23 protein-coding genes, 2 tRNA genes and 3 rRNA genes are annotated in these 24,634 nt (G+C 53.9%); 1 reads left to right on the top strand and 27 read right to left on the bottom strand.

The window, feature by feature from the left end:
• Nucleotides 1-149: 149 nt before the first annotated feature.
• Nucleotides 150-1,184 carry an ACP S-malonyltransferase gene (locus tag JDW22_RS08025; RefSeq protein ID WP_200522588.1) on the top strand — a complete coding sequence of 345 codons (1,035 nt, stop codon included), beginning with the start codon at nt 150-152 and terminating at the stop codon, nt 1,182-1,184.
• Nucleotides 1,185-1,925: 741 nt separating this feature from the next.
• Here JDW22_RS08025 and JDW22_RS08020 read toward each other — a convergent pair.
• The 27 genes from JDW22_RS08020 to JDW22_RS07895 form a co-directional block, all read right to left on the bottom strand.
• A complete protein-coding gene (locus JDW22_RS08020) occupies nt 1,926-2,069 on the bottom strand; it encodes a hypothetical protein (protein WP_200522587.1) in 144 nt (47 codons plus the stop codon).
• Nucleotides 2,070-2,100: 31 nt separating this feature from the next.
• Nucleotides 2,101-3,054 (bottom strand): hypothetical protein, encoded by a 954-nt coding sequence (locus JDW22_RS08015; RefSeq protein WP_200522586.1) that lies wholly within the window; start codon nt 3,052-3,054, stop codon nt 2,101-2,103.
• Nucleotides 3,055-3,111: 57 nt separating this feature from the next.
• Entirely contained in the window at nt 3,112-5,967 is a 2,856-nt protein-coding gene (uvrA, locus tag JDW22_RS08010) for an excinuclease ABC subunit UvrA (protein WP_200522748.1), read from the bottom strand.
• 143 nt (nt 5,968-6,110) lie between these two features.
• Nucleotides 6,111-6,223, bottom strand: a 5S ribosomal RNA gene (gene rrf, locus JDW22_RS08005).
• Nucleotides 6,224-6,361: 138 nt separating this feature from the next.
• Nucleotides 6,362-9,250 (bottom strand): 23S ribosomal RNA (locus JDW22_RS08000).
• Nucleotides 9,251-9,619: 369 nt separating this feature from the next.
• Nucleotides 9,620-9,695, bottom strand: a tRNA-Ala gene (locus JDW22_RS07995).
• Between the two features lie 50 nt (nt 9,696-9,745).
• A tRNA-Ile gene (locus JDW22_RS07990) sits at nt 9,746-9,822 on the bottom strand.
• Between the two features lie 67 nt (nt 9,823-9,889).
• Nucleotides 9,890-11,430 (bottom strand): 16S ribosomal RNA (locus JDW22_RS07985).
• The 16S, 23S and 5S rRNA genes sit together here with 2 tRNA genes alongside, the layout of an rRNA operon.
• A gap of 508 nt (nt 11,431-11,938) precedes the next feature.
• Nucleotides 11,939-13,348, bottom strand: a complete 1,410-nt coding sequence (locus JDW22_RS07980; RefSeq protein WP_200522585.1) for a cell division protein ZipA C-terminal FtsZ-binding domain-containing protein — start codon at nt 13,346-13,348, stop codon at nt 11,939-11,941.
• A gap of 135 nt (nt 13,349-13,483) precedes the next feature.
• Entirely contained in the window at nt 13,484-14,026 is a 543-nt protein-coding gene (grpE, locus tag JDW22_RS07975; protein WP_235965030.1) for a nucleotide exchange factor GrpE, read from the bottom strand.
• Between the two features lie 139 nt (nt 14,027-14,165).
• Nucleotides 14,166-14,597: a hypothetical protein gene (locus tag JDW22_RS07970; RefSeq protein WP_003798553.1), complete on the bottom strand. Its 432-nt coding sequence runs from the start codon at nt 14,595-14,597 to the stop codon at nt 14,166-14,168.
• 53 nt (nt 14,598-14,650) lie between these two features.
• The gene (locus tag JDW22_RS07965) at nt 14,651-15,139 is read right to left on the bottom strand and encodes an ATP-binding protein (protein ID WP_200522583.1); all 489 of its coding nucleotides are present in this window, start codon (nt 15,137-15,139) and stop codon (nt 14,651-14,653) included.
• A 36-nt stretch (nt 15,140-15,175) separates the two neighbouring features.
• Entirely contained in the window at nt 15,176-15,898 is a 723-nt protein-coding gene (locus JDW22_RS07960; protein ID WP_200522582.1) for a hypothetical protein, read from the bottom strand.
• A 61-nt stretch (nt 15,899-15,959) separates the two neighbouring features.
• Nucleotides 15,960-16,394, bottom strand: a complete 435-nt coding sequence (locus tag JDW22_RS07955) for an Imm63 family immunity protein (protein WP_200522581.1) — start codon at nt 16,392-16,394, stop codon at nt 15,960-15,962.
• 23 nt (nt 16,395-16,417) lie between these two features.
• Nucleotides 16,418-16,822 carry a hypothetical protein gene (locus JDW22_RS07950; RefSeq protein ID WP_200522580.1) on the bottom strand — a complete coding sequence of 135 codons (405 nt, stop codon included), beginning with the start codon at nt 16,820-16,822 and terminating at the stop codon, nt 16,418-16,420.
• 101 nt (nt 16,823-16,923) lie between these two features.
• Nucleotides 16,924-17,694: a DKNYY domain-containing protein gene (locus tag JDW22_RS07945; protein ID WP_200522579.1), complete on the bottom strand. Its 771-nt coding sequence runs from the start codon at nt 17,692-17,694 to the stop codon at nt 16,924-16,926.
• A 42-nt stretch (nt 17,695-17,736) separates the two neighbouring features.
• On the bottom strand, nt 17,737-18,045 hold the full coding sequence (locus JDW22_RS07940) for a hypothetical protein (RefSeq protein WP_200522578.1): 309 nt from the start codon (nt 18,043-18,045) through the stop codon (nt 17,737-17,739).
• 81 nt (nt 18,046-18,126) lie between these two features.
• On the bottom strand, nt 18,127-18,423 hold the full coding sequence (locus tag JDW22_RS07935; protein ID WP_200522577.1) for a hypothetical protein: 297 nt from the start codon (nt 18,421-18,423) through the stop codon (nt 18,127-18,129).
• 337 nt (nt 18,424-18,760) lie between these two features.
• Nucleotides 18,761-19,219 (bottom strand): hypothetical protein, encoded by a 459-nt coding sequence (locus JDW22_RS07930; RefSeq protein WP_200522576.1) that lies wholly within the window; start codon nt 19,217-19,219, stop codon nt 18,761-18,763.
• 51 nt (nt 19,220-19,270) lie between these two features.
• Nucleotides 19,271-19,525: a hypothetical protein gene (locus tag JDW22_RS07925; protein WP_200522575.1), complete on the bottom strand. Its 255-nt coding sequence runs from the start codon at nt 19,523-19,525 to the stop codon at nt 19,271-19,273.
• Nucleotides 19,526-19,555: 30 nt separating this feature from the next.
• Entirely contained in the window at nt 19,556-19,693 is a 138-nt protein-coding gene (locus tag JDW22_RS07920; protein ID WP_200522574.1) for a hypothetical protein, read from the bottom strand.
• A gap of 147 nt (nt 19,694-19,840) precedes the next feature.
• Complete coding sequence (locus tag JDW22_RS07915) at nt 19,841-20,833, bottom strand: Rieske 2Fe-2S domain-containing protein (RefSeq protein ID WP_200522573.1); 993 nt, start codon at nt 20,831-20,833, stop codon at nt 19,841-19,843.
• Between the two features lie 74 nt (nt 20,834-20,907).
• Complete coding sequence (locus JDW22_RS07910; RefSeq protein WP_200522572.1) at nt 20,908-21,885, bottom strand: pentapeptide repeat-containing protein; 978 nt, start codon at nt 21,883-21,885, stop codon at nt 20,908-20,910.
• A 153-nt stretch (nt 21,886-22,038) separates the two neighbouring features.
• Nucleotides 22,039-22,779 carry a hypothetical protein gene (locus JDW22_RS07905; protein WP_200522571.1) on the bottom strand — a complete coding sequence of 247 codons (741 nt, stop codon included), beginning with the start codon at nt 22,777-22,779 and terminating at the stop codon, nt 22,039-22,041.
• A complete protein-coding gene (locus JDW22_RS07900; protein WP_200522570.1) occupies nt 22,772-23,398 on the bottom strand; it encodes a hypothetical protein in 627 nt (208 codons plus the stop codon). The genes JDW22_RS07905 and JDW22_RS07900 overlap by 8 nt, the downstream gene beginning before the upstream one ends.
• A gap of 69 nt (nt 23,399-23,467) precedes the next feature.
• A complete protein-coding gene (locus tag JDW22_RS13920) occupies nt 23,468-23,593 on the bottom strand; it encodes a hypothetical protein (RefSeq protein WP_268884219.1) in 126 nt (41 codons plus the stop codon).
• 29 nt (nt 23,594-23,622) lie between these two features.
• Nucleotides 23,623-24,630 carry a Rieske 2Fe-2S domain-containing protein gene (locus JDW22_RS07895; protein ID WP_200522569.1) on the bottom strand — a complete coding sequence of 336 codons (1,008 nt, stop codon included), beginning with the start codon at nt 24,628-24,630 and terminating at the stop codon, nt 23,623-23,625.
• Nucleotides 24,631-24,634 lie beyond the last annotated feature (4 nt).

Here is a 24,634-nt window from a genome sequence, read left to right as displayed (position 1 = left end):
AATAAAACGGAATGATAACGCGAAATCGAATGAGGCAGCCTGAAAGCTGTGACTGACTCGAAGGCGTGGCACAAGCGCGTTATTCGTCATACAATCATCATATTAAGTTTTGCAAACCGTTCAACACCGACTACGGAGGGAGTGAAACCATGAGCCAACTGCAACAAAACCGCCTGCCGGAACATTTTTATGACGAACCCTTCGCCCTTTGCTTTTCCGGACAGGGTTTCGATTGGATAAGCAGCCTGCGCGAGGCTTTGGCCGACGGGGCGCGGGACAGGGCAAACGAAGTGGCCGCCGCTGCCGCCCGAATCTTGGCGCCTGTGGCCGAGCAGATTGCCGCCGCCCGCCCGCAGGGTTTCGAGCCGATCAAATGGGCGGAAAACGGCGCGGACGGCATTGATTTGGTGCGTGCCGCCGTGAGCGCGCCCGGCATTTTCCTGTCGCAAATCGCCAATCTGCACACGCTGGAAACGCGCGGGCTGGACAGCGGCAAGGCGGCGGGCGTGATCGGGCATTCGCAGGGCATACTCGGGCGTTATCTGATGCGCGAGCCGCAGCACGCCGCCGAACTGCTGGCCTTGGCCGAATTGATTGGCGCAGCGGCCACGCTGCAAGGGCGCGCAACGGGCATGTATCTGCACGACGGCCTGCATCCGATGGTGATGGTGCAGGGCGTGAGCCGCGGGCAGATTGCCGCCGTGATTGACGACCTGTTCCCCGCAGATTCGGGCGACCGCCCGTGTATCGGCTTGCAGAACAGCGCGGATGGCTTTGTCGTCAGCGGCAAGCCCGAATCGGTGGCGCGCGTGTGCGACGTGTTGTCGGACACGGTGAAAGACGAAAGCGGCCAAACGCCCGAAAACCTGCTGTGGCGGCTGGACGTGGAAGTCGGCTTCCACCACCCCGCCATGCTGTCCGCCGTGGCGCAAACAGCTGAATGGGCAGCAGCCTGCGGTTTGGATGCAGAACAGGCGCGCGGCATCGCGCAAAATGTGTTGGTCAATCCCGTGGACTGGGTGGCCGAATGCCGCAGCATGCCCGCGCTGGGCGTGCGGCGGATTTTGGAAATCGGCCCCTCCGGCGGCGTGGCCATGCTGACGCAGGCCGTGCTGGACGGGCAAGGAATTGAAGTGCTGGATGTTTCCGACGCGGAACGCAAAACAGCGTTGTTTGGCGGATAACGGCGGTCTCTGATTTTTGAAACTGCGACTGCCGCCAAGTTAAGAAAAGGCTACTTGAAAACGAACGAAGTGAGTTTTAACTTCGTTGAAGCCCACGCTTTCAGGTGGCCTTTATTGATGGGATATTTGAATGGCAGCTTGCTGGTAACGAAGTTTCTGCGAAGCTAAAACGAAGCTTCAACCGAGTTGAAAAGCAGCCTGCACATTGGTTTTTTAGGCAGTCGGGTGATTAGTTCTGAAAACTACGGCTTCCTAGGATGGTTGGATAATATGGGTACAACTAAAGACATTTATGATAAATTTAAAAATATTCAATAAAATGAAGCAAAAAAATCGCTTCTTTCTTATTGCTCAAATTTTATTAAATCTTCCATCATCGATATTTTTGACCGTATGGCTCATAAAAATAACCATAGTGATGGATGCAGTTACGTAAATTCATTAAATTATCAAGCTATATTGCAAGCCTATTCGCAGTGGCAACCTTGATCAATTTATTTTTTATAAGAGATATAAAAAACCTACCCATTGCGATGCTCATAAGTATATTTACATTGTTATTTAGTGCATATACCGTAACTTCGTATGCCTGTGATTCTTTTTATGGATATTGTATGTGCTTGGTTAGTAATTATATTTATGAAATTATTCACTAAATAACAAGCGAGCCGTAGCCTCTATGAAAACTTCAATCCCGAAATGGCGTGAATATGGTTCGGCAGTACGCATACGGCGACGGTTTCAAAGGGATATTGTTTTTGCACATCCATATAGGCTGTACGCGAAGCCGATATGTTCGACAAGCAGGCGCGATTTCGGGTCGGCGAGTTTGACGGTGAAAAAGAACGTGCCGCCGGCAATGAAGTTTCTGCGATAACGCGCCATAGGATTTTTGTTTGTGGGTGGTTGGTGTGAATCAGGCTACGGTTTGCTGTAATAATGACCATACAAAGTGGAATAAAAATGCAGGGATAAAAAACAGAATTGTTGTAATTATTCCGACTGATAAATATGGTTTGCTAGCAATAGATGATTCTTTGACAAGAAAATTCTTTAACGAGGTTGCTCTTTTTAATACATTGAATAACCATAATGAAATTGAGAAAGCCCAAACCCACACAGAAGTAAATAAGCTTGATACAAACAGCATTCCTTCTGGGAAGCTATACAATATCTCAAAATTACCATTAATAAGCTCATATTTTCCATTGCCTATGGGTTGAGCAAAAACATCATTTAATGCAATAAGTTGAGACTGCACCTCAAAGGGAGAACTTAACCAGTATGGAATAGTTTCTTCTGGATGCAAATCTTGCAAATATGGAAGGAATTCTTGATATCCCTTTATAATTAAAAAATATTTAAATAAATTATAAAGCACATAAAATAGAGAAACTGATACCGCAAGATCAGTAATTATTGATAACGTGGTATATTTTAGAATCATTTTCCTAAAAATTAGCCTTGTTATACAGACAGAAATATAGTCTATTAGAATGCATACTGAAAGTAGGAGTAAGAACTTTTTTAGCATAATGTTAATTTTCAGAATACCATCTATAACTATTCCATTTTTATAGAAAAAATACGATCCAATAATTTGAATAATAACCCAAATTATTGTTATTAAGCTAGAAATTATAAGACTTCTTAGAGAAATAAGTTTTTCCCCAAAAATTTTATCCACTACCAAAAAAGCACTGAGACACCATTTTCTTGGTGTCGAATGAAAACTAGCACTAGAAAACTTATTAGCTAATTTTTTTCCAATGTCTCCACTACCAAAAACATCATCAACTATTTTCAATGCTGAAAAAAGCGAAAATGGAATGCCTATGGCAAATAATAGACTTTGCAGAAATTGATTCATAACTAACTCACGTAATATTTAAATTATCTAAGTAATCCATATAACAAGACACTATACTTAAATTCTATTCACTATATTTTTCAGATACTTCCCAGTATAACTCCCCTTAACATTCGCCACTTCTTCGGGGCTACCTGAAGCAATAATCCTCCCCCCGCCATCGCCGCCTTCCGGTCCTAAATCCACAATCCAATCCGCAGTTTTAATCACATCAAGATTATGCTCGATAATCACAATCGAGTTGCCTTTGCCTTTCAGACGACCGATTACTTCCAGCAATAGGGCAATGTCGGCGAAGTGCAGGCCGGTGGTGGGTTCGTCGAGGATGTAAAGCGTTCTGCCGGTGTCGCGTTTGGAGAGTTCCAAGGCGAGTTTGACGCGCTGGGCTTCGCCGCCGGAGAGGGTGGTGGCGGATTGGCCGAGGCGGATGTAGCCTAGGCCGACATCCATGAGGGTTTGCAGTTTGCGCGATACGGTGGGGACGGCGTCGAAAAATTCGCGGGCTTCTTCGACGGTCATGTCGAGGACTTGGCTGATGTTTTTGCCTTTGTATTGGATTTCGAGGGTTTCGCGGTTGTAGCGTTTGCCGTGGCAGACTTCGCAAGGGACGTACACGTCGGGCAGGAAGTGCATTTCGACTTTGATCACGCCGTCGCCTTGGCAGGCTTCGCAGCGGCCGCCTTTGACGTTGAAGGAGAATCTGCCGACGTTGTAGCCGCGTTCGCGCGAGAGGGGTACGCCGGCGAAGAGTTCGCGGATGGGGGTGAACAAGCCGGTGTAGGTGGCGGGGTTGGAACGCGGGGTGCGGCCAATGGGGGATTGGTCGACGTTGATGACTTTGTCGAGGTGTTCGAGGCCGTGGATGTTGTCGTATGGGGCGGGTTCTTCTTGGGCGCGGTTGAGTTCGCGGGCGGTGATTTTGGCGAGGGTGTCGTTAATCAGGGTGGATTTGCCGCTGCCGGATACGCCGGTGATGCAGGTAATCAAACCGAGCGGCAGCTCAAGGGTGACGTTTTTGAGGTTGTTGCCGCGCGCGCCTTTGAGGACGAGCATCCGCTCGGGATTGACGGGCGTGCGTTCAGACGGCACGGCAATAGATTTTTTGCCGCTGAGGTATTGTCCGGTAACGGAGTTTTCGCATTTGGCGACGTTTTCGGGCGTGTCGGCAATCAATACGTTGCCGCCGTGTTCGCCCGCGCCAGGGCCCATATCGACGACGAAATCGGCTTCGCGGATGGCGTCTTCGTCATGTTCGACCACAATCACGCTGTTGCCCAAATCGCGCAGGCGTTTGAGGGTGGCGAGCAGGCGGTCGTTGTCGCGCTGGTGCAGGCCGATGGAGGGTTCGTCCAAAACGTACATCACGCCGGTCAGGCCGCTGCCGATTTGGCTGGCAAGGCGGATGCGCTGGGCTTCGCCGCCTGAGAGGGTTTCGGCGGAGCGGGAGAGATTGAGGTAATCCAGCCCGACATTAATCAAAAAGCCGAGCCGCTCGGTGATTTCTTTGAGGATTTTTTCGGCGATTTGTTTTTTGTTGCCGTCCAAATCCAGCGTTTCAAAGAATTGGTGGGTTTTGGTCAGCGGCCAGGCGGAGACTTCGTGTAAGGGTTCGCCGCTGACGTAAACGTAGCGGGCTTCTTTGCGCAAACGTGCGCCGCCGCAGCTCGGGCAGGCGCGGTGGTTTTGGTATTCGCGCAGTTTTTCGCGCACGGTTTCGCTGTCGGTTTCGCGGTAGCGGCGTTCGAGATTGGGGATGATGCCTTCGAAGGCGTGGCTGCGGTTGAAGGTGGTGCCGCGTTCGGACAGGTAAGTGAAATCAATGACTTCTTTGCCCGAGCCGTGCAACACGACTTTTTTGACTTTTTCAGGCAGCGTTTCCCAAGCAGCCTGCACATCGAAACCGTAATGCCGCGCCAGCGATTGAATCATTTGGAAATAGAATTGGTTGCGCTTGTCCCAGCCGTCAATCGCGCCCGTTGCCAGCGATAATTCGGGATGGGCGACCACTTTTTCGGGGTCGAAGAAATTGGTGTTGCCCAAGCCGTCGCAAGTCGGGCAGGAACCCATCGGGTTGTTGAAGGAAAACAGGCGCGGCTCTAATTCGGGCAGGCTGTACGAACACACGGGGCAGGCAAACCGCGCGGAAAACCAATGCTCTTCGCCGCTGTCCATCTCCATCGCCAATGCACGCTCGTTGCCGTGGCGCAGCGCGGTTTCAAAACTTTCCGCCAGCCGCTGCTTGATGTTCGCCTTCACTTTCACGCGGTCGATGACCACGTCGATATTGTGCTTGATGTTTTTTTCCAGCTTCGGCACTTCGTCCAACTGATAGACCTCGCCGTCCACGCGCACCCGCGCAAAACCCTGCGCCTGCAAGTCGGCAAAGAAATCGACAAACTCGCCCTTACGCTCGCGCACCACCGGCGCCAGAATCATCACACGCGTATCTTCCGGCAGCTTCAACACGGCATCGACCATCTGCGATACGGTTTGGCTCGACAAAGGCAGATTGTGTTCGGGGCAATACGGTGTGCCGACGCGGGCGTACAAAAGGCGCAGGTAATCGTGGATTTCCGTAACCGTGCCGACGGTGGAACGCGGATTGTGGCTGGTGGATTTCTGCTCGATGGAAATCGCGGGCGACAGGCCTTCAATCAAATCGACATCGGGCTTGTCCATCATCTGCAAAAACTGCCGCGCATAGGCGGACAGGCTCTCGACATAACGCCGCTGCCCTTCGGCATACAGCGTGTCAAACGCCAGCGACGACTTGCCGCTGCCCGACAGCCCCGTTACCACCACCAGCTTGTGGCGCGGAATGTCCAAATCGACGTTTTTCAAATTATGCGTGCGCGCGCCGCGGATGCGGATGGTGTCGTTGTCGCGGGTGTGTTGGGGCTTGGTTTTGGACATTTTCAGGCTGCCTGTAAAATTAAGAACCGTGTATTTTAACATTTGCTGGTAAATCCAATAAATAAAGTCTAACACTTCCCAACAAGTTGCCAAGACTAAACCCCTTTGGCTGTGATGGCAACCAAAGGGGTTTTGCATAAGGAGTTTGGCGATGACCTACTTTCGCATGGGAATCCATACTATCATCGGCGCTGGTTCGTTTCACTGTCCTGTTCGGGATGGGAAGGAGTGGGACCAAACCGCTATGGTCGCCAAACATAAACTGTCAAATTGGCAAGCCGTTTATCAACTTTTTATTTATTACTTTATTTTGTCTTATTTCGGTGATGAATGTATTCATCAGTAAGCTTTATCTTTGCTTCACTTTGTTTTATTGCAAAGTTCTTCAAATGATAGAGTCAAGCCTCACGAGCAATTAGTACAGGTTAGCTTCACACGTTACCGTGCTTCCACACCCTGCCTATCAACGTCCTGGTCTCGAACGACTCTTTAGGAGGATTAAATCCTCAGGGAAGTCTCATCTTCAGGCGAGTTTCGCGCTTAGATGCTTTCAGCGCTTATCTCTTCCGAACTTAGCTACCCGGCGATGCGACTGGCGTCACAACCGGTACACCAGAGGTTCGTCCACTCCGGTCCTCTCGTACTAGGAGCAGCCCCCGTCAAACTTCCAACGCCCACTGCAGATAGGGACCAAACTGTCTCACGACGTTTTAAACCCAGCTCACGTACCACTTTAAATGGCGAACAGCCATACCCTTGGGACCGACTACAGCCCCAGGATGTGATGAGCCGACATCGAGGTGCCAAACTCCGCCGTCGATATGGACTCTTGGGCGGAATCAGCCTGTTATCCCCGGAGTACCTTTTATCCGTTGAGCGATGGCCCTTCCATTCAGAACCACCGGATCACTATGTCCTGCTTTCGCACCTGCTCGACTTGTCGGTCTCGCAGTTAAGCTACCTTTTGCCATTGCACTATCAGTCCGATTTCCGACCGGACCTAGGTAACCTTCGAACTCCTCCGTTACTCTTTGGGAGGAGACCGCCCCAGTCAAACTGCCTACCATGCACGGTCCCCGACCCGGATTACGGGTCTGGGTTAGAACCTCAAAGCCACCAGGGTGGTATTTCAAGGACGGCTCCACAGAAACTGGCGTTTCTGCTTCTAAGCCTCCCACCTATCCTACACAAGTGACTTCAAAGTCCAATGCAAAGCTACAGTAAAGGTTCACGGGGTCTTTCCGTCTAGCAGCGGGGAGATTGCATCTTCACAACCATTTCAACTTCGCTGAGTCTCGGGAGGAGACAGTGTGGCCATCGTTACGCCATTCGTGCGGGTCGGAACTTACCCGACAAGGAATTTCGCTACCTTAGGACCGTTATAGTTACGGCCGCCGTTTACTGGGGCTTCGATCTGATGCTCTCACATCTTCAATTAACCTTCCAGCACCGGGCAGGCGTCACACTCTATACGTCCACTTTCGTGTTAGCAGAGTGCTGTGTTTTTAATAAACAGTCGCAGCCACCGATTCTCTGCGACCCTCAGATGCTTCCGGAGCAAGTCCTTTACATTAGAGGGCATACCTTCTCCCGAAGTTACGGTATCAATTTGCCGAGTTCCTTCTCCCGAGTTCTCTCAAGCGCCTTAGAATTCTCATCCTGCCCACCTGTGTCGGTTTGCGGTACGGTTTAATTCAAACTGAAGCTTAGTGGCTTTTCCTGGAAGCGTGGTATTTGCTGCTTCATGTCCGTAGACACTCGTCATCACGTCTCGGTATTAAAGAAGCGGATTTGCCTACTCCTTCTACCTACCGGCTTAAACAATCTATTCCAACAGATTGCCAGCATAACCTTCTCCGTCCCCACATCGCATTTGAATCAAGTACGGGAATATTAACCCGTTTCCCATCGACTACGCATCTCTGCCTCGCCTTAGGGGCCGACTCACCCTACGCCGATGAACGTTGCGTAGGAAACCTTGGGCTTTCGGCGAGCGGGCTTTTCACCCGCTTTATCGCTACTCATGTCAACATTCGCACTTCTGATACCTCCAGCATACCTTACGATACACCTTCTCAGGCCTACAGAACGCTCCCCTACCATGCACTAAAAGTGCATCCGCAGCTTCGGTTACAGATTTGAGCCCCGTTACATCTTCCGCGCAGGAAGACTCGACCAGTGAGCTATTACGCTTTCTTTAAATGATGGCTGCTTCTAAGCCAACATCCTGGCTGTCTGTGCCTTCCCACTTCGTTTACCACTTAATCTGTCATTTGGGACCTTAGCTGGCGGTCTGGGTTGTTTCCCTCTTGACACCGGACGTTAGCACCCGATGTCTGTCTCCCGAGGAGCAACTTGATGGTATTCTTAGTTTGCCATGGGTTGGTAAGTTGCAATAACCCCCTAGCCATAACAGTGCTTTACCCCCATCAGTCTCATACTCGAGGCACTACCTAAATAGTTTTCGGGGAGAACCAGCTATCTCCGAGTTTGTTTAGCCTTTCACCCCTATCCACAGCTCATCCCCGCATTTTGCAACATGCGTGGGTTCGGACCTCCAGTACCTGTTACGGCACCTTCATCCTGGCCATGGATAGATCACTCGGTTTCGGGTCTACACCCAGCAACTATGTCGCCCTATTAAGACTCGGTTTCCCTACGCCTCCCCTATCCGGTTAAGCTCGCTACTGAATGTAAGTCGTTGACCCATTATACAAAAGGTACGCAGTCACGGAATTATTCCGCTCCCACTGTATGTATGCATCAGGTTTCAGGTTCTATTTCACTCCCCTCCCGGGGTTCTTTTCGCCTTTCCCTCACGGTACTGGTTCACTATCGGTCGATGATGAGTATTTAGCCTTGGAGGATGGTCCCCCCATCTTCAGACAGGATTTCTCGTGTCCCGCCCTACTTGTCGTATACCTAGTACCACCAATCTGTTTTCGAATACGGGGCTATCACCCACTATGGCAGAAGTTTCCAATTCCTTCTTCTAACAGTTTGGCTATCTTATACAGGCTCCTCCGCGTTCGCTCGCCACTACTTGCGGAATCTCGGTTGATTTCTTTTCCTCCGGGTACTTAGATGGTTCAGTTCTCCGGGTTCGCTTCTCTTGTCCTATGTATTCAGACAAGGATACTTAGTAAACTAAGTGGGTTTCCCCATTCGGACATCACCGGGTCATTGCTTTATTGCCAGCTCTCCGATGCTTTTCGCAGGCTTACACGTCCTTCGTCGCCTATCATCGCCAAGGCATCCACCTGATGCACTTATTCACTTGACTCTATCATTTGAAGAACCTTTTGACTTCGTTATAACCAGCGTTGACTACCGCTATAACTTAGATTCCCTACTTTGATAAAGCTTACTGCTTTGTTGTGTCTTAATCCTGCCTTTTGTGTTTCAGGATTAAGTCGATACAATCATCACCCAAATTCTTTTGTTTGTTTCTTTTTTGCCTGTTTGCTTTTTAACTTGCGTTAAATGGCATTTCAGGCTGCCTGAAATGCTGTTGCACCAGCATTTCAAACCAATCCAAACTTTTGTCTTTGTTTGTTGATTTCGGCTTTCCAATTTGTTAAAGATCGATGCGTTGTTTTCGCAAATTAAAATAGCCTAACATGCTTTCAGGCTGCTTTGATTTGGGAAATCTTGGTGGAGGCAAACGGGATCGAACCGATGACCCCCTGCTTGCAAAGCAGGTGCTCTACCAACTGAGCTATGCCCCCAGTATTCTCTTTTCCTCTCATGAGGTTTTTTACTTGCGGCTTGCTTCTCTTGGTGGGTCTGGTAGGACTTGAACCTACGACCCCACGCTTATCAAGCGTGTGCTCTAACCACCTGAGCTACAAACCCTATGTGTCGCATCTTTATGTACAGTTTACCGATAAGTGTGAGTGCCTAATCGTCTCTTTTTCTCTAGAAAGGAGGTGATCCAGCCGCAGGTTCCCCTACGGCTACCTTGTTACGACTTCACCCCAGTCATGAAACATACCGTGGTAAGCGGCCTCCTTGCGGTTAGCCTACCTACTTCTGGTATCCCCCACTCCCATGGTGTGACGGGCGGTGTGTACAAGACCCGGGAACGTATTCACCGCAGTATGCTGACCTGCGATTACTAGCGATTCCGACTTCATGCACTCGAGTTGCAGAGTGCAATCCGGACTACGATCGGTTTTCTGAGATTGGCTCCACCTCGCGGCTTGGCTACCCTCTGTACCGACCATTGTATGACGTGTGAAGCCCTGGTCATAAGGGCCATGAGGACTTGACGTCATCCCCACCTTCCTCCGGTTTGTCACCGGCAGTCTCATTAGAGTGCCCAACTGAATGGTGGCAACTAATGACAAGGGTTGCGCTCGTTGCGGGACTTAACCCAACATCTCACGACACGAGCTGACGACAGCCATGCAGCACCTGTGTTACGGCTCCCGAAGGCACTCTTCCGTCTCTGGAAGATTCCGTACATGTCAAGACCAGGTAAGGTTCTTCGCGTTGCATCGAATTAATCCACATCATCCACCGCTTGTGCGGGTCCCCGTCAATTCCTTTGAGTTTTAATCTTGCGACCGTACTCCCCAGGCGGTCAATTTCACGCGTTAGCTTCGCTACTAAGGCATCAAGTGCCCCAACAGCTAATTGACATCGTTTAGGGCGTGGACTACCAGGGTATCTAATCCTGTTTGCTACCCACGCTTTCGAGCATGAACGTCAGTATTATCCCAGGGGGCTGCCTTCGCCATCGGTATTCCTCCACATCTCTACGCATTTCACTGCTACACGTGGAATTCTACCCCCCTCTGACAAACTCTAGCTTACCAGTTCAAAACGCAGTTCCCAAGTTAAGCTCGGGGATTTCACATCTTGCTTAATAAACCGTCTGCGCTCGCTTTACGCCCAGTAATTCCGATTAACGCTCGCACCCTACGTATTACCGCGGCTGCTGGCACGTAGTTAGCCGGTGCTTATTCTTTAGGTACCGTCAGCAGATAATGGTATTCACACTATCCTTTTCTTCCCTAACAAAAGTCCTTTACAACACGAAGGCCTTCTTCAGACACGCGGCATGGCTGGATCAGGCTTGCGCCCATTGTCCAAAATTCCCCACTGCTGCCTCCCGTAGGAGTCTGGGCCGTGTCTCAGTCCCAGTGTGGCGGATCATCCTCTCAGACCCGCTACTGATCGTCGCCTTGGTAGGCCTTTACCCCACCAACTAGCTAATCAGACATCGGCCGCTCGAATAACGTGAGGTCCGAAGAGCCCCCACTTTCCTTCTCAAAGCGTATGCGGTATTAGCTATCCTTTCGGATAGTTATCCCCCATTACTCGGTACGTTCCGATGCATTACTCACCCGTTCGCCACTCGCCACCAAAAGAGCAAGCTCTTTCGTGCTGCCGTTCGACTTGCATGTGTAAAGCATGCCGCCAGCGTTCAATCTGAGCCAGGATCAAACTCTTATGTTTAATCTCTAACTTACTTTATTCTGGTCTGCTTCAAAGAAACTGACAAGGCAATCAATAATAATTCAAACTAAAAGCCTAAATCATCATCAATCCTTCTTGTCTGTTTTTGTCGCAGTGTGAGACCATCAGGCACTCACACTTATCGGTAATCTGCTTTTTAAAGAACAAAAAAAATTAGACCTCTTTGTGAGGCGGCTGCCGTAGCAGCGAAAGATGCGAACTATACGCACACAAACCAATATTGTCAATCCCCACAACAGAAAATGTTTCTGTAAAACGGTCAAATGATTGCGCAATAATGGTTTTTTTGTTCGGGGACTTTTATCAACAGAAGCAGCAAACAGCAAAAATGGCAGCATAAAAATGGAGGCACAGTTTCAGACTGCCTTGGAGGTTTAACACCTCATTTAGACAGAGGCAGCCTGAAAACGAGTATATGCGCTTCTGTGAAACCAACCTAATCCGCAAACAAAAACCGTATCCAAAATTTTAGGATACGGTTTGTTTGTTAGGCGAACACGCGTTTGGCAAGCGGGCTGTTGGGTTCTATGCCTACGCGGCGCATTTCGGTTTGGCGCGCGCCAACATAGGTGCGGACTTCTTTGAGCCACTCGGTGGAGAGCTGGCGCACTTGGTCGTCCACAAGGTCTAAGCCGAGTTCGCCGGACAGCTTGACGGCGATGTTCATAAATTCGTTGAAGTCTTCTTCGGCGCTGGGAACGCGCGTGATGTCAAACAGCATGCTGAATCCTTTGTAGGGCTGGTTGCTGAGCAGGGCTTCGGTGAACACGCTGCCATCAAGGGCGGCGATGGTGTATTTGGGGTCGCCGTCGCTGCCGAGATAGGCGAAGGTGCCGTCGTGCATCAGCATAAAGCCTGCTTTTTCTACGGTGTGGCGCAGTTCGTTGCCCGACACGTTGGAGCGGGCGACAAGGTGGATGGCGATGGTTTGGTCTACGCGGGCGCAAAGTTCGTCGAGCGGGCGAGCGGCTTCAAGGAAATCGCCTGTGTGGGTGGTGCTGGCGATGCCGTTCATTTTTTCGGCAAACTGGCGCGATTGCTGGGCGAAGTGTTCCAACTCTTCTTCGCCGGCCAAACCGCTGCGGCTGATGGCTTGCAAGCCGATTACAAAGGCTTGGTAGGCAACGCCTGGGATGGGTTCGGCGACTTGGAATCGTCCGTCTAGGGTGCAACCGACAATTTGAAAGCGGTGGCTGCCCGACAGGCGGGGGATGACGTTGAGTTCTTTGGGTTCGTAGAGGGCGATGTAGCTCATGTAGTCAAAGCGTTTGTCAAACCATTGCAGGTCGCTGTTTTCCAAGCTGGCGAGCGAGACGAGGGGTTTGCGGGTTTCGGCGGCTTCGGCTACGCTGTTGATGATGCGGGCGAACGGGGTTTCGCGCTTGGGTTGTTGCTCGGCGCGGTCAAATTGCAGCTCGGATTGGTTGGGGTTGGTTTTGGGTTTGGCAGCGGGCTGCGCGGGAGCGAGAGTTACGGAAATTTCCGGTTCGGCAGCCTGAAATTCGGGTTTTTCGCTCAGGGTGATGCTGATTTCGTTGTGGGCGGTTTGCGCGGCGGAGTTTTCGGCGGGTTGTTTGGTTGGTTTGGCTTGGGGCGATTCGGTTTTTGGGTTTTCAGGCTGCGTTTGCGGCGCGGCGGGTTTGGGTGGGTTGGACGCGGCGGGGGCGGGCGTTTGGGTTTCGGGTTGTGCGGGGCTGTGGCGCAGGCGTTTGCCTGTTTCGGCGAAGGTTTGCCCGTCGCGGGTGGAGCGGTGGCTGGCGTTGAGCAGGGCATCGCTGTCGGCGTGTCCGAATTGGCTGCGGATTTTTTGGCGGTACTGGTTTTCTTGGTGCATGTTGTAGGCGACGACGACGATGAGTACGGCGAGTAATATGATGATGAGCAGGAGGATATTCATTTTTACTTGTTCCGTGGAATGGATGGGAAGTGTGCTGCACCGGGTGCGCGAAAAGCCCGAATTATAGCGGATTTTGTGTCAAAGGCAGCCTGAAAACGGATATTCGCCGTTTTCAGGCTGCCTTTTGGTCGCGGATTAGGCGGCTTTGGCTACGGTTACCATGGCGGGGCGCAATACGCGTTCGTTGAGGGTGTAGCCTTTTTTGAGTGTGCCCACTATGGTGCCTGCTTCCTGCTCGGGTGCTTCGATTTCCTGCATGGCTTGGTGGTGGTGCGGGTCTAGCTTGCTGCCTTTTTCGGCGGGGATTTCTTTGATTTGGGTGTGGTCGAAGGCTTTGTTCAGCTCGTTGAGCGTCATACTCACGCCTGTTTTCATGGCTTCGAAGTTGCCGCTTTGGTCTTGCAGCGCCATTTCCAGATAGTCTTTAACGGTGAGCATTTCGGCGGCGAATTTTTGCGCGGCAAATTTGTGCGCGGCTTGGATTTCGTCTTGAAAGCGGCGGCGCAGGTTTTGTTCGTTTGCCAAGCTGCGCAGCTGTTCGTCTTTGAGCTGCCCTTCCAGCTCGGCGATGCGCGCTTGCAGGGATTCCAGCGTGGGCGGGGTGTTTTCTGCGCGCTCTTCGGTTTGCGCTGCTGTGTTTGGGTTTTCTGCTTCGGGGGTTTGGGTTTGTTCGGTCATTTTTTTGCCTTTTTTGAATGGGTTGTATTTCATGGTGCGGTCTTAATTTGGGACTGGGACTGTGATTTTCAAGTTTTCAGGCTGCCTTTGATACGGGCGGTATGCGGCAGCCTGAAAACGGGTTACGCCCGATTGGAGGTTAGTCGGTGGGCAAGGTGAGCTGTTTGAGCTTGGTGATAACGTTGGTGGGCATGGTGCTGGTTTTGTCTACGGCGATGTAGATAAACATATGTGGGCGCATGGGGATGGGGTAGAAAACGTGGTGTTGGTTTTGCAGGGTTACCCAAAAGTATTCCATCGGCTCTTTGGTTTGCAGGGCGCGGGAGATGCGGGCTTTGAAGTTGTAGATGGCGACGATGCCGTGGGTGAGGGTGTCAAAATCGGTGTGGTTGCCTTCGTGTTTCATCAGTTTGCCTGCTGCGCCGTCCACAAGGGCGGAGTCGGTTACGCCTTCAATGTCCATGAAGATGCGGTGCATTAGGGTGTTGAGATTACGCATGAGTTTCTCCTCTTCTGTTTCAAGATGGGTTGATTCAATGTAGGTAAAGATGATGGGTTTTTCAGGCTGCATGGTACGCCTTTGGTTTGATGTGTGGTTGGGGGTTTATCGGATTTTCAGGCTGCCTAATCATAGCAATTTGTTGATTTTTCGTCCACTTTACCGATGTGGATTTCGCCGTCCACGGGGTTGGCGTTGAGCCGCGCGTAGCTTTGGGCGACTTCTTCGGGCGACACGCCGTGCAGGTTGGGATGGAAGTGGTGCAGGCGGTAGGTTTCGGTGGTAAAGCCGTGGCTGCGGGCGGTGGCGAGCATGGCTTCGCAAGTTTTGCGTTTTTGGTTGGGATTGGCGTTGATAATCAGCAAATCGGCTTGGGGATGGGCTTTGCCGTATTCAAAAGCGGCTTGCTGGCGGGCTTGGTTTTGGCGGTGGGCGGCGGCGAATTGCTCAAAGTCAAAGCGGTAGTTGCCTTGCGGGTCGGTGAGGGCTTGGTCGTTGTCGATGTATACGATTCGGGCTTGGGGGTAGTCGCGTTGGAATTGGGCGATGAGTTGGGCGGCGTAGGTGGTTTTACCTGCGCCTTCGTGCCCGCGTAGGAGGATGAATTTTTGCATGGATGTGAATGGTGTGGTTTGTTGTTTTCAGGCTGCCTAATCGGTTGCGCTGGCGGCAAGGGCGGCGACGGTTTGGCGGCGGGGATGGTGTATGGTGAGGCACCAGATGCCCCACCATTCCAATCCCGCATCAAAATAGTTGCTGAGCGGGTGTCGGCTGTATTGCGCTCTGCCATTGTGGTTGTAGCTGTTGTGGCGCACCCAGTCGCGCACGCTGATGCCGGCTTCGGGCAGCAGCCCCGTTTGTTCGCAGAAATCTGCCCACAGGGCGCGGCGGCCGGCTTCGGGCAGGCTGCCCAAACCGTAGGGCGGCTCGTTGAACGCGCGATAAAGGCGGACGAACCAGTTTTGCGGGTCAAATTCGGCTTGGGCGTAGTCGCGGCAGGGGCGCAGGCTGGCGGCGGGCTGGATAAAGCGGGTGTCCAACGGTGCGCTGCGGGCGGCTTGGGGATGGAAACTGAGCGGCGGCAGCGGGTTTTGCGCGGCGGCGCGGCGGATTTTTGCGCGCTCGGTGTCGTTTCGGGCGGCGGCGAGCCGCTCGGCGTGGTATTGCGCAATGCGCTCGGCTTGGGCATCGTGGTCGGCTTGCAGAATTTGCGCAAACAGGGCGGCAAGCGCGGCGGCGTGGTCGGCTTCGGGGTCGCTGTGCGCGGGGGCTTGCCATACGCCGAAACGGAATACGACGCCTGCGCGATTGAGTTTGGCGCACAGGGCAGCTTGGCGGTGGGGGTGGGCAAGGTTGGCTTCGGTGAGGGGCATGGCGGACTTTCAGGCTGCTTTTGGGCAGCGGGCGGCAAACAGATTTTCAGGCTGCCTTGTATCAAATTTCATCGTTAAACGGGTATTGCGCTAGAACGGCATCGTATTCCCGCTGCTTGCGTTCGCGCCATTCGGGTTTCAGGCTGCCTAATAATTCTAAATCCTTGGCGAACAGCAGACGGCGGAAGTCGGCATGGGGGACGCGGTTTGCGACTTCGTAATCCACCGCCATGCTGAACGTGATGTCTTTCATTATCCAATACAGCAGTTCGTCTAAATCCTGCGTTTTTCTTTCGTTGTAAACATGACCGCGCTCTTCGTTGGCGTAAATATAGCCGTCTGCCACGACGCGGAGAAAGGGCGAGCCGTCGCCAAACGAGGAACTGAGCAGCGGACACACATTATCGGGTGCGCCTATAAGGGCGCGCAGGCGGTCGGTTTCGGCGCGGATTTGCTCGAAGGTGAGTATTTTGGGGCGGCGGAAGAAGTTGAACATGGGGGGCTCCGTGGCGCGGGTTTTCAAGCTGCCTCATCCGGCCGCACGCCGTACCACACCAGCGCGTTTTGCACGAGGCGCAGTTCGCGGCGGATTTGCTTGGCATGGTCGGGATGGGGCGGGTTTTTCGCGTTGTTTAACCGTGCCGACAGGGCGGCGGCTTCGCGTTCCAGTTGGTGCTTGCGGGCGGCAAGCGCGGCGGGGTCGTAGCCGTTGCGGCGGCGTTGTTCGGCTAGGGTGCGGGCGAACAGCGCCGCCCATGCTTTGCCTTTGTTTTTGGGCGGAACGGGGGCGCGGTAGTCCAATTCGGTGCACGCGCCGCCGCAATGGGGGCAGCGCGGGGCGCGTTCTTCGTCGCCGCGGCACCATGATTTTGCGCGTTTGACGGCGGTGCGGCAGGGGAAGCAGACGTAATGGGTGTTGCTCATGGCGGGTTCCTTTTTGGATTTTCAGGCTGCCTTGGGTGTTGCCTGCATAGGCAGCCTGAAAACGGGGCAACGGGTTTTAACTTCGTTGAAACCTGCGGTTTTCAGGCTGCCGTATCGTCTGCTTGGGCTTGGGCGATGTGCCGCATGACACGCATAACATCGGTAGTCTGGGCGCGTTCCGTGTTCCAATCGGCGGGGTTTTCGTGGGGGATGATGCGTGTACCGTAATAGACGTGGCGGAGTTTTTTGGAAAAGCTGTCGTGCAGATGCCGCCAGCTTGCGGGGTCGGCTTCGGGGAGCGGGTCCCAGTAGCAGTAAACATGGCGGGCATCGCGGGAGAACGCAGGGGCAGCGGCAACAAACTGCCATGTGGCGGGGTCGGCTTGGCGCAGGAGTTTGCCGTCCCAGTAAACGTGGTCGGCATCGGCGGCGTAGCATGCTCCGATGAGGCGCAGGGTGTCGGGGCGGGTGTAGTGTTTGACGCGGCGGGCGGCGTAATAGGCGTGGCATTGGTCGGCCGCCCAGTCTTGCCCGAGGTAACGGAAGGTAGCGGGGTCGGCTTCGGCAATGGGGCGCAGGGAGGTTTCGTGTTCGGCGTAAACGTGGTTTTTGTCGCGCCAGAGGTAGGCGGCAATGTGTTCAAAGCTGGCGCGGTCGATGTTTTTTAGGGTTGTCCATGCGTGGTAAACGTGGTTTTTATCGCGGGCGATAAAGCCTGAGCCGCCATGTATTTGGAAGACTTCTAGCGTGGCAGGGTCGGCGCGGCGGATTTTGCGGTGTTGGTGCCATACTGCGCCATCGCGGATGTGCCAGTAGAGGATTTTGCCTCTGTGGGTTTGTTGGTTGGGGAGCGTTTGCAGTTTTTGCCACATGGGATTTCTTTTCGCGGATAGGTTTTCAGGCTGCCTTTGGGCTTACGCCTCGGCATACAGCAGCACCAGCGCCGCGGCGACCACCAGCAGCAGCGACAGCGAAAACAGCCATTCCGCCAGCCGCACCAAGCGGGCGTAGTAATGCTGTTCGCTATGTTTTTGCGCCAGATAGCCGATAACCACCACCAGCAAAAAGCCGATGGACGAAAACAGAAACATATCGTCCGAAATCATTTCGCTGTATTGCATCGACTGCTTCGCCGCCAAAATGCCGACGATTGCCAAGCCCATGCCGGCGATGGTGCCGCTGGTGGAGATTAAGGTGTTGAGTGATTCGCTGTTGCGTGCCATAAGGGTCCTTGGTGATGATGGGATTAAGCGGCAGCCTGAAAGCCGCGGGCTTCAACGAAGTTAAAACGGGTCGGCGGGCTTTCAGGCTGCCTGTTCGTCTTGCCATTCAATGTCGCTGATTTGCGGATGCGCGCGCAACACGGCATCCAGCGCATCGGCGAGCTTGCCCACCGCGGGGCGGGTGTCCACGGCGCGAAACAGACGTTTGAGCGGGCGCAGCGTGGCGCGGCTGGGCGTGATAAAGCAGCAGAATGCCGCCGCTTCGCCCGCTCCCGCTTCTTCGTCCATATTGCCGCAGCCCAAGCGCAGCGGGAAACCGGCGTGCTCAAATTCAATTTCCCAGCCCCAATCCTCGTCATAGCAATCGGTTACGGGCAAACCGTGCTTGGGCAATTCGGCGGCAAGCCATTGGGCGAGTTTTTAGGGTCTGTTGACATTCGGCTTGCGAGACGGTTTTTTGAGTAAAAAATGCCCGAATGCAAGGAAAAAAGCACAGCAAGGTTGGACACCTTGCGAGCATTTTTGACGCGGCAGGCGGGTATTTTTTGCCAAAAACACCGCCGCAAGGCTGATTGTCAACAGACCCTAGCGCATGGATGCGTTGATGGTGTCGTTTTTTACGGGTGGGAAGGCGTTGGAGCGGAAGGTTACAGTGGTTTTCATCGGTTTTCCTTTCGGGTTGGGTTAAAAATGGGATTTCAGGCTGTCCTATCGGCTAATCAAAATACCGATACGGATAACGCGCAAACAAGCCTTGGGCAATGTGGTTGAGTGCGTGGGCAAAGGCTTGGCGGTGTGCGGGGGCGGCGAAATAGTGTTCGTTTGTGTCTAGGGTGCGTTCTATTTGCGCGAGGTAGGCGGATAGGGCTAGAAATTGGTCAAATGTGATGTCGAAATCAACGATGGCGGCGGGGGTGATTTCGCCTAAATCGTGGTCGTACCAGCAGATATTGCCGTCGCGGCGCAGTAACCAAAAGTCGCCCTGCCCTGAGCTGCCGATTTGCCAGTATTGCCCGCGCAATTCGGGATAATCGCGCCAAAGTTGGCGGTTGCTGCGGGCGGCTTGGGCGTGGTCAAACAGTATGGCATCGCCGTGGATTTCGTGGGCGAGGTTGTATGCGGTGAGGGCGTGTTGGTAGCTGGGGCTGTGAAAATGGGCGAGTTCGGGCGGCAAGGGGCGGGGGTGGGGCGTTTGGGGAAGAGGGTTTCGGGGGGCATGGGTTTCCTAACGGTATCCGTAGATTTTCAGGCTGCCTGTAAGCCATTCGGTGTCGTATTGCCCGCTTTTTGCCAGCGCGGTGGCAAGGGTTTCGCGGCAGATGGTTTCGGGCAGCAGTATGATGATGTATTCAATTTCCACCAAGGCAATCGGACCTGCGATGTAGTCGCTGGTGTAGCCGCGATGTTGGTCGGAATAGATTTCTAGTTCTATGTCGTATAGCTGGTCGCTGGTGAGGGGTTTGGCTTGGGCGTATTGCAAGCCTGCGCTGCGCCAAAGTGTGTCAAATAGTCACGCCCATTTGCTGTTGTTCATTAGCGAAACTTTGCGGGCGCGAAGGGCGGCGATGCGTTTTTGGTGGCGGGTTTGGGTGTTGGTGGGCATGGGGTTATCCGTTTCAGGCTGCCTGAAAGCTGTTGGGCGTGGCAATAGTTTGTTGGTTTGGGATTGATGCCTGATATTGTTCACATTTGTCGGGGTTTGTCGGGCATGAATGCCCGACCTACTTTGCGGCGCGGAATACGTTTTAGCTTCGCTATGCAGGCTGCCTCTGGCTAAAAGGCAGCCTGAAATGGTTTACGGCTCGGGTTGGATTTCCGCCAATTCCGATTGAAACGCGCTCACTTGCTGCACGCCGATGTCTGCCACGCCGTCCAGCCGCATGCGCATATTTTCCACCACGCCAAAATCTTTGCGCAGAAAGGCGATATACAGCAATCGGGCGGCAAGCAGTTGGGCGCGGGCATAGGGCGCGGCTTTGGGCACGGCGATGGCGGCAAAGGCGCGGGTGCGGCGTTGCTCGGGCGGGGTGTCGGGCGCGTCTTGCGGCAGGGTGGCAAAGATGCCGGTGGTTTGGAACGCGCCCACTTTGCTTTGCACCATCACCGCCGTGCCGATGCAGGTATGGCGCAGCGCGAGCCGTCCGCCCGACAGTTTTTGGATAACCGCGCTGGACCAGCCGCCGTGTTGCAGCACGCGGCTTTGGTAGTCCATATAAAAGCCTTGCGGGCGGTTGCCGCTGTCGGGCAGCCTGAAAAACTGTGGCTCGCCGACGATTTGCCGTTGGTGCACGGTTTGCATGTGGGAAATATCAAAGCCGTTGCAAATCATGGCGCGCCAGTCGGCGGCAATCAGGCGATCGGTGTGCGTCCACAGGTGATCGTGTTCGTTCACCATGTTGAACGGGGGGATGCTGGGGGCTTCTGGCGTGGGCGGATAGAGCCACACCAGCCCGAAGCGTTCTATCACGTGCCATGCGCGGGTGGAGAGGCAGCAGCCTTGCTGCACGGCTTGAGTTACGGGGGCGGCGGCGTGGGTTTGGCTTTGCGGAGCGATGTGGCAGCCGTGCAGCCCGCAGGCGATGGCTTCTTGCACGACTTTGCCGCCTTTTAGGTGCGCGCCCATGTGCGGGCAGAAGGCATCGGCGGCTTTCAGGCTGCCTGTTTCGCTGCGGTAAACAACATAATGCAAGCCGCCCAGTTGCCCTGATAGGATTTGCTTGGGTTTGAGCTGGTGGGCGATGGCGATGGCGTACCAGGTTTGGGGGTAGTGTTTCCAGTTGTAGGTCATGGTTTGAGTTGGGGTTGAGTAAGGGAATGTGGTTGTTGCGGCAACCTGAAAGCGCAGCTTCGGCGCAGCCAAAACTATCTCACGCGGCAACCGGTGGCTTCGGCGGCTTGGCAGACGAAATCGTAAAGCTGGCGGGCAAACGGGATGGTTTCGGGTTTGTTGGCGTGGACGAAATCGTCGGCGTGGGCGAACTTATAGGGTGTTTGGATATGTGGGCGGTAAAACGAGTTTGCATAGGTGAGCAGCTTGTCTTTCAAATCCGCATCGGCATGGCTGGCAATCAGGCGGTTGAGTTCGGCGAACAATTCGTCGGTGATGTGAACCAAGCAGTTGTTCGGCGAGGGTTTGACTCTGTCCAAATAGCAGAAGCTGTGGAAGGTGCACATAATGAATTCGGCTTCGGTGCAGTCTAAATTATTGAAGCGGTTATCCACTTCGTCGGGGCTGACGTAGCCCTGCTTCCATTTGTCGGAATTAATGTTCAGCCCTTCAAACGAGCAGTCATACAGCGTGCCTTTGAAGGTGCAGTTTTCCAGCGGCGAGCCGCCGAAATTGATTTTCCGCATTTCGCCTTCAAACAGGCAGTTTTTAATCGAATCGCAGAGAAATCTCAGTTTGGTATTGCTTTTTTTCATGCCTGTGAAGGTGCAGTTTTCGATGGTGTTGAAATAGACGCAGTATTTGAACACGCAGGCATGGAACGAGCAGTTGCGGATGTTTTCCACACGGTATGCCAATCCGTTGTGGAATTTGCTCTCGTCGAATACGCAGTCGGTGATGTTGCAGATTTCGTCGTCGTCCATCGTGGAGCTGATGGTGAAGCACGTCCACGTTGAACCGCTGAAATCGGCGCGGTGCAGGGAAACGGGCAGTTCGTAGGTTTGCGCGTAGTTTTTGTCCAACCCGCTTTCCAGTTTGATGCCGCGAAAGTCCAGCAGCCCGTTTTCGGTTGTGCCGAAGGGGGAGACGGACAGGTTTTGCGTGGCGGAAAGCACGTCTTCCAATGTGGGATAGATGTCCCAGCGTTTTTTGAGTTTGGCGGGGATGGGCATGGGGACTCCTTTTAGATTGGAGTTGTCGGATTGGGTTTCAGGCTGCCTTAACGGTTTGAGGCAGCCTGAAAACATGAAACGCGGCTTTCAGGCTGCCTTGATGGCATGAGGCAGCCTGAAAATGGGGTTGTCGGTTTTCGCTTCGCAACGCCGCTACGCTCCGCAGGCTGCCTGTTGTTGCGCCGCCTGCCCTGCCAAAAAGCCGCGCAGGGCGAAGGATTTGAGGTTGCCAGCATCCAGCAGGGCGAGGCAGACGAGTTCGTCGCCTTGCTGGTAGTGCGGGTTTTTTTCGGCGAAAAACTGCGCTTCGGGGTTGCGGCCGGCGGCGCTGTTGTGCCATCGGGCTTTGAGGTGTCCTTGCGATTGCGGGTAGTGCACGATGCCGCGCTCGGGCAGGTAGTGCGCGCCGAAGCGTTCGCGGGCGAGCTGGTTCATCAGGCTTTGGATTTCGGGTGGGGTGGGGGTTTTGCGGTTGGGGTAGTATTGCTTGCTGAACACGTTGAGATAGCGGTAGGTGCGGTCGCCTTTCACAATCAGCAGCCAGTAAAGCGGGATGCGGGGCTGCCGGGCTTGGATTTTGCCGATGAGTTCGCACCATGCCAGCGGCAGGGTTTGGCTGCCCCAGTATTCGTGGCGGATGATGGTGTCGCCCGAAAAGACGGCGCGGACGGGTTGGTTTTGGTGTTCGGCGCGGATGATTTTGAGGGTGGTGAAGCCGACGGGGGTGTTGCCGTCTTGCAGGATGAGGATTTGGTCTTTTTCTTGCAAATCGCGGCAAAATAGCTCGGGCGTGGTGCCGCCGTAGTAGGTTTGGTATAGGGTGTAGAGTTGGGCGATTTGGGCTTCGCTTAGGGTTTGTGGGGTTTGGGTGTGGGTGGTTAGGGGGTTAGTCATGTCGGTTGAGCCATTGGTCTATGCGGTACAGCCATTTTAGCAGGATGGCTTCGCTGAGAAGGGTGAAAATAAGGTTGGGCAGATGCGCGCGCTGCCAGTTGATGAACCAGAGTCGGGCGTGGGGTTGGTTGGCGTTGAAGTGAGAAATGTAGTAGGCAAACAGGGCTTCGCACAGGAACATGGTGGCGATGATGTTCATGTGTTGGATTTCGGGCGTGGGGCGTTTGGGGTTTGGGCTACGCTGAAACTCGTTGTGTTCGTTTTCAGGCTGCCTTTGGGCGTGGCGGGCGCCGATGTAAAGCAGGGCGGCGGAGAGGAGATCGTGGGCGATACCGTAGCTGTATTTCCATTGGTGCGCGCCGTAGAGTAGCCATAGCTCGGCGCTGGCGCGGATGAGCATGATTGCCCAGAAGAGTCGCCAGATGGTTTGGGCGCGGGGATTGCGGCTGCGGCGGATGATGAGCGGGGGTTGCAGTAGCCAGCAGTAGAGGGTGAGCCCAAGCCACAGGCTTTTGGGTAGGGCGATGCTGCCGCCGTGTGGGGCGAAGTAGTTTTGCCAGAGGTGGAAGGCGAGGGTGGCGAGGAGGGTGAGAAGGGCGAGCAGGCGGTTGGGGGTCATGGTTGGGGGGATGTTGAACGGATGGAGTGGGGTTGGTTTTGTTGGATTTTAGCTACGCTGAACTACGTTTCAGGCTGCCTTTGGCATGGAGCGGCGACGGCTCGTTGCCAAATGGCGATTGTGTGTGGCGGGCGATGTGTCGGCGAGCCGCCGACGCTCCATTTGGGTTTCAGGCTGCCTTTGGGCGTGCGCCATGGTGTTCACTCATTCGCAAAATCACGCCGTTACAAAAACAGCTCCTGCATCTCGCTTTTGCCGGCTTCGGGCGGGGGGCTGTTTTCGTCCAGCGCTTTGCGCCATGCTTCTATGGCGGGCAGCAGCAAATCGGCGTGGCTACGATAGAAGCGGGGTTTGCCGCCGAAGCGCTGGATGGTGTCGTGCTGGCGTTTGAGCATTTTGATGTCTTGCCCGATGATGATATGCGATAGGGGCTGGAAAAACAGGCGAATCAGCGGGGCGAGTTTGCCGTATTTGTAGCTGATGACGGTGTGCACTTGGGTTTCGTTGTCGTTAATTGGCGTGCAGGATGATGTGATGATGTAGTGTTTGCTGTCGGAGAAGATGTAGTCCACGCGCGATGTGTTGGGGGCGATGAAGCGGTCGGTGTGGCGCATTTGGGTGTGGCTGTTTTGCAGGGTGTCCCACACCACGCTTTGTTGGCGTGGCTCGCCGTGGTATTCCACTTCTGCGCCGTCATCCAGATAGCGCAGCTCGGCTTGCATGGCTTGGCGGGTGGGGCTGCGGAACAAGCCGCGGTGCACATACACGGCGTGCGGGCAGTCTAGGAAGTTTTCTAGGCATTGGGCAACGGGGGCGTGGAAGTGTTTGTTCATGCGAAAGGTTGTCCAGCCTGCTTCGTTAAGGTGCGGAAAGGGCAGCGGTTTTTTGCGCGCGGGTTCGCCGATGCACAGCCAAACGTAGCCGTCTTGGGCGATGGCGTGGGCGGTGGGGATGTGCACGTCGTGGCAGCAGCTGGGCGTGGCGGGGATGTGGGCGAGCTTGCCTGCGCCGTCAAATTGCCAGCCGTGGTAGGGGCATTCTATGTTGCCGCTGATGGCTTTGCCGCCCGATAGCGGAACGTTGCGGTGCGGGCAGCAGTCCAGCAGGACGGCGTATTGGTTGTTTTGGGTGTGGAAGACGACATAGTGCTGCCCGAAGATTTGCACGGCTTGCGGTTTTTTGCGCACGGCGGCTTCGGTGGCGGCGATGTACCAATGGTTTTTCAGCGACATGGGT

The sequence above is a fragment of the Kingella bonacorsii genome, from assembly GCF_016623605.1.
GTDB classification, from domain to species: Bacteria; Pseudomonadota; Gammaproteobacteria; order Burkholderiales; family Neisseriaceae; genus Kingella_B; species Kingella_B oralis.
Note: the sequence above shows the minus strand (reverse complement) of the source record. Positions and strands in the feature narration are given on the sequence as shown.

Coding starts and splice junctions, on each gene's coding strand:
- JDW22_RS08025 (WP_200522588.1), top strand. CDS start 150: ATGAGCCAACTGCAACAAAACCGCCTGCCGGAACATTTTTATGACGAA.
- JDW22_RS08020 (WP_200522587.1), bottom strand. CDS start 2,069: ATGGCGCGTTATCGCAGAAACTTCATTGCCGGCGGCACGTTCTTTTTC.
- JDW22_RS08015 (WP_200522586.1), bottom strand. CDS start 3,054: ATGAATCAATTTCTGCAAAGTCTATTATTTGCCATAGGCATTCCATTT.
- uvrA (WP_200522748.1), bottom strand. CDS start 5,967: ATGTCCAAAACCAAGCCCCAACACACCCGCGACAACGACACCATCCGC.
- JDW22_RS07980 (WP_200522585.1), bottom strand. CDS start 13,348: ATGAATATCCTCCTGCTCATCATCATATTACTCGCCGTACTCATCGTC.
- grpE (WP_235965030.1), bottom strand. CDS start 14,026: ATGACCGAACAAACCCAAACCCCCGAAGCAGAAAACCCAAACACAGCA.
- JDW22_RS07970 (WP_003798553.1), bottom strand. CDS start 14,597: ATGCAGCCTGAAAAACCCATCATCTTTACCTACATTGAATCAACCCAT.
- JDW22_RS07965 (WP_200522583.1), bottom strand. CDS start 15,139: ATGCAAAAATTCATCCTCCTACGCGGGCACGAAGGCGCAGGTAAAACC.
- JDW22_RS07960 (WP_200522582.1), bottom strand. CDS start 15,898: ATGCCCCTCACCGAAGCCAACCTTGCCCACCCCCACCGCCAAGCTGCC.
- JDW22_RS07955 (WP_200522581.1), bottom strand. CDS start 16,394: ATGTTCAACTTCTTCCGCCGCCCCAAAATACTCACCTTCGAGCAAATC.
- JDW22_RS07950 (WP_200522580.1), bottom strand. CDS start 16,822: ATGAGCAACACCCATTACGTCTGCTTCCCCTGCCGCACCGCCGTCAAA.
- JDW22_RS07945 (WP_200522579.1), bottom strand. CDS start 17,694: ATGTGGCAAAAACTGCAAACGCTCCCCAACCAACAAACCCACAGAGGC.
- JDW22_RS07940 (WP_200522578.1), bottom strand. CDS start 18,045: ATGGCACGCAACAGCGAATCACTCAACACCTTAATCTCCACCAGCGGC.
- JDW22_RS07915 (WP_200522573.1), bottom strand. CDS start 20,833: ATGACCTACAACTGGAAACACTACCCCCAAACCTGGTACGCCATCGCC.
- JDW22_RS07910 (WP_200522572.1), bottom strand. CDS start 21,885: ATGCCCATCCCCGCCAAACTCAAAAAACGCTGGGACATCTATCCCACA.
- JDW22_RS07905 (WP_200522571.1), bottom strand. CDS start 22,779: ATGACTAACCCCCTAACCACCCACACCCAAACCCCACAAACCCTAAGC.
- JDW22_RS07900 (WP_200522570.1), bottom strand. CDS start 23,398: ATGACCCCCAACCGCCTGCTCGCCCTTCTCACCCTCCTCGCCACCCTC.
- JDW22_RS13920 (WP_268884219.1), bottom strand. CDS start 23,593: ATGGCGCACGCCCAAAGGCAGCCTGAAACCCAAATGGAGCGTCGGCGG.
- JDW22_RS07895 (WP_200522569.1), bottom strand. CDS start 24,630: ATGTCGCTGAAAAACCATTGGTACATCGCCGCCACCGAAGCCGCCGTG.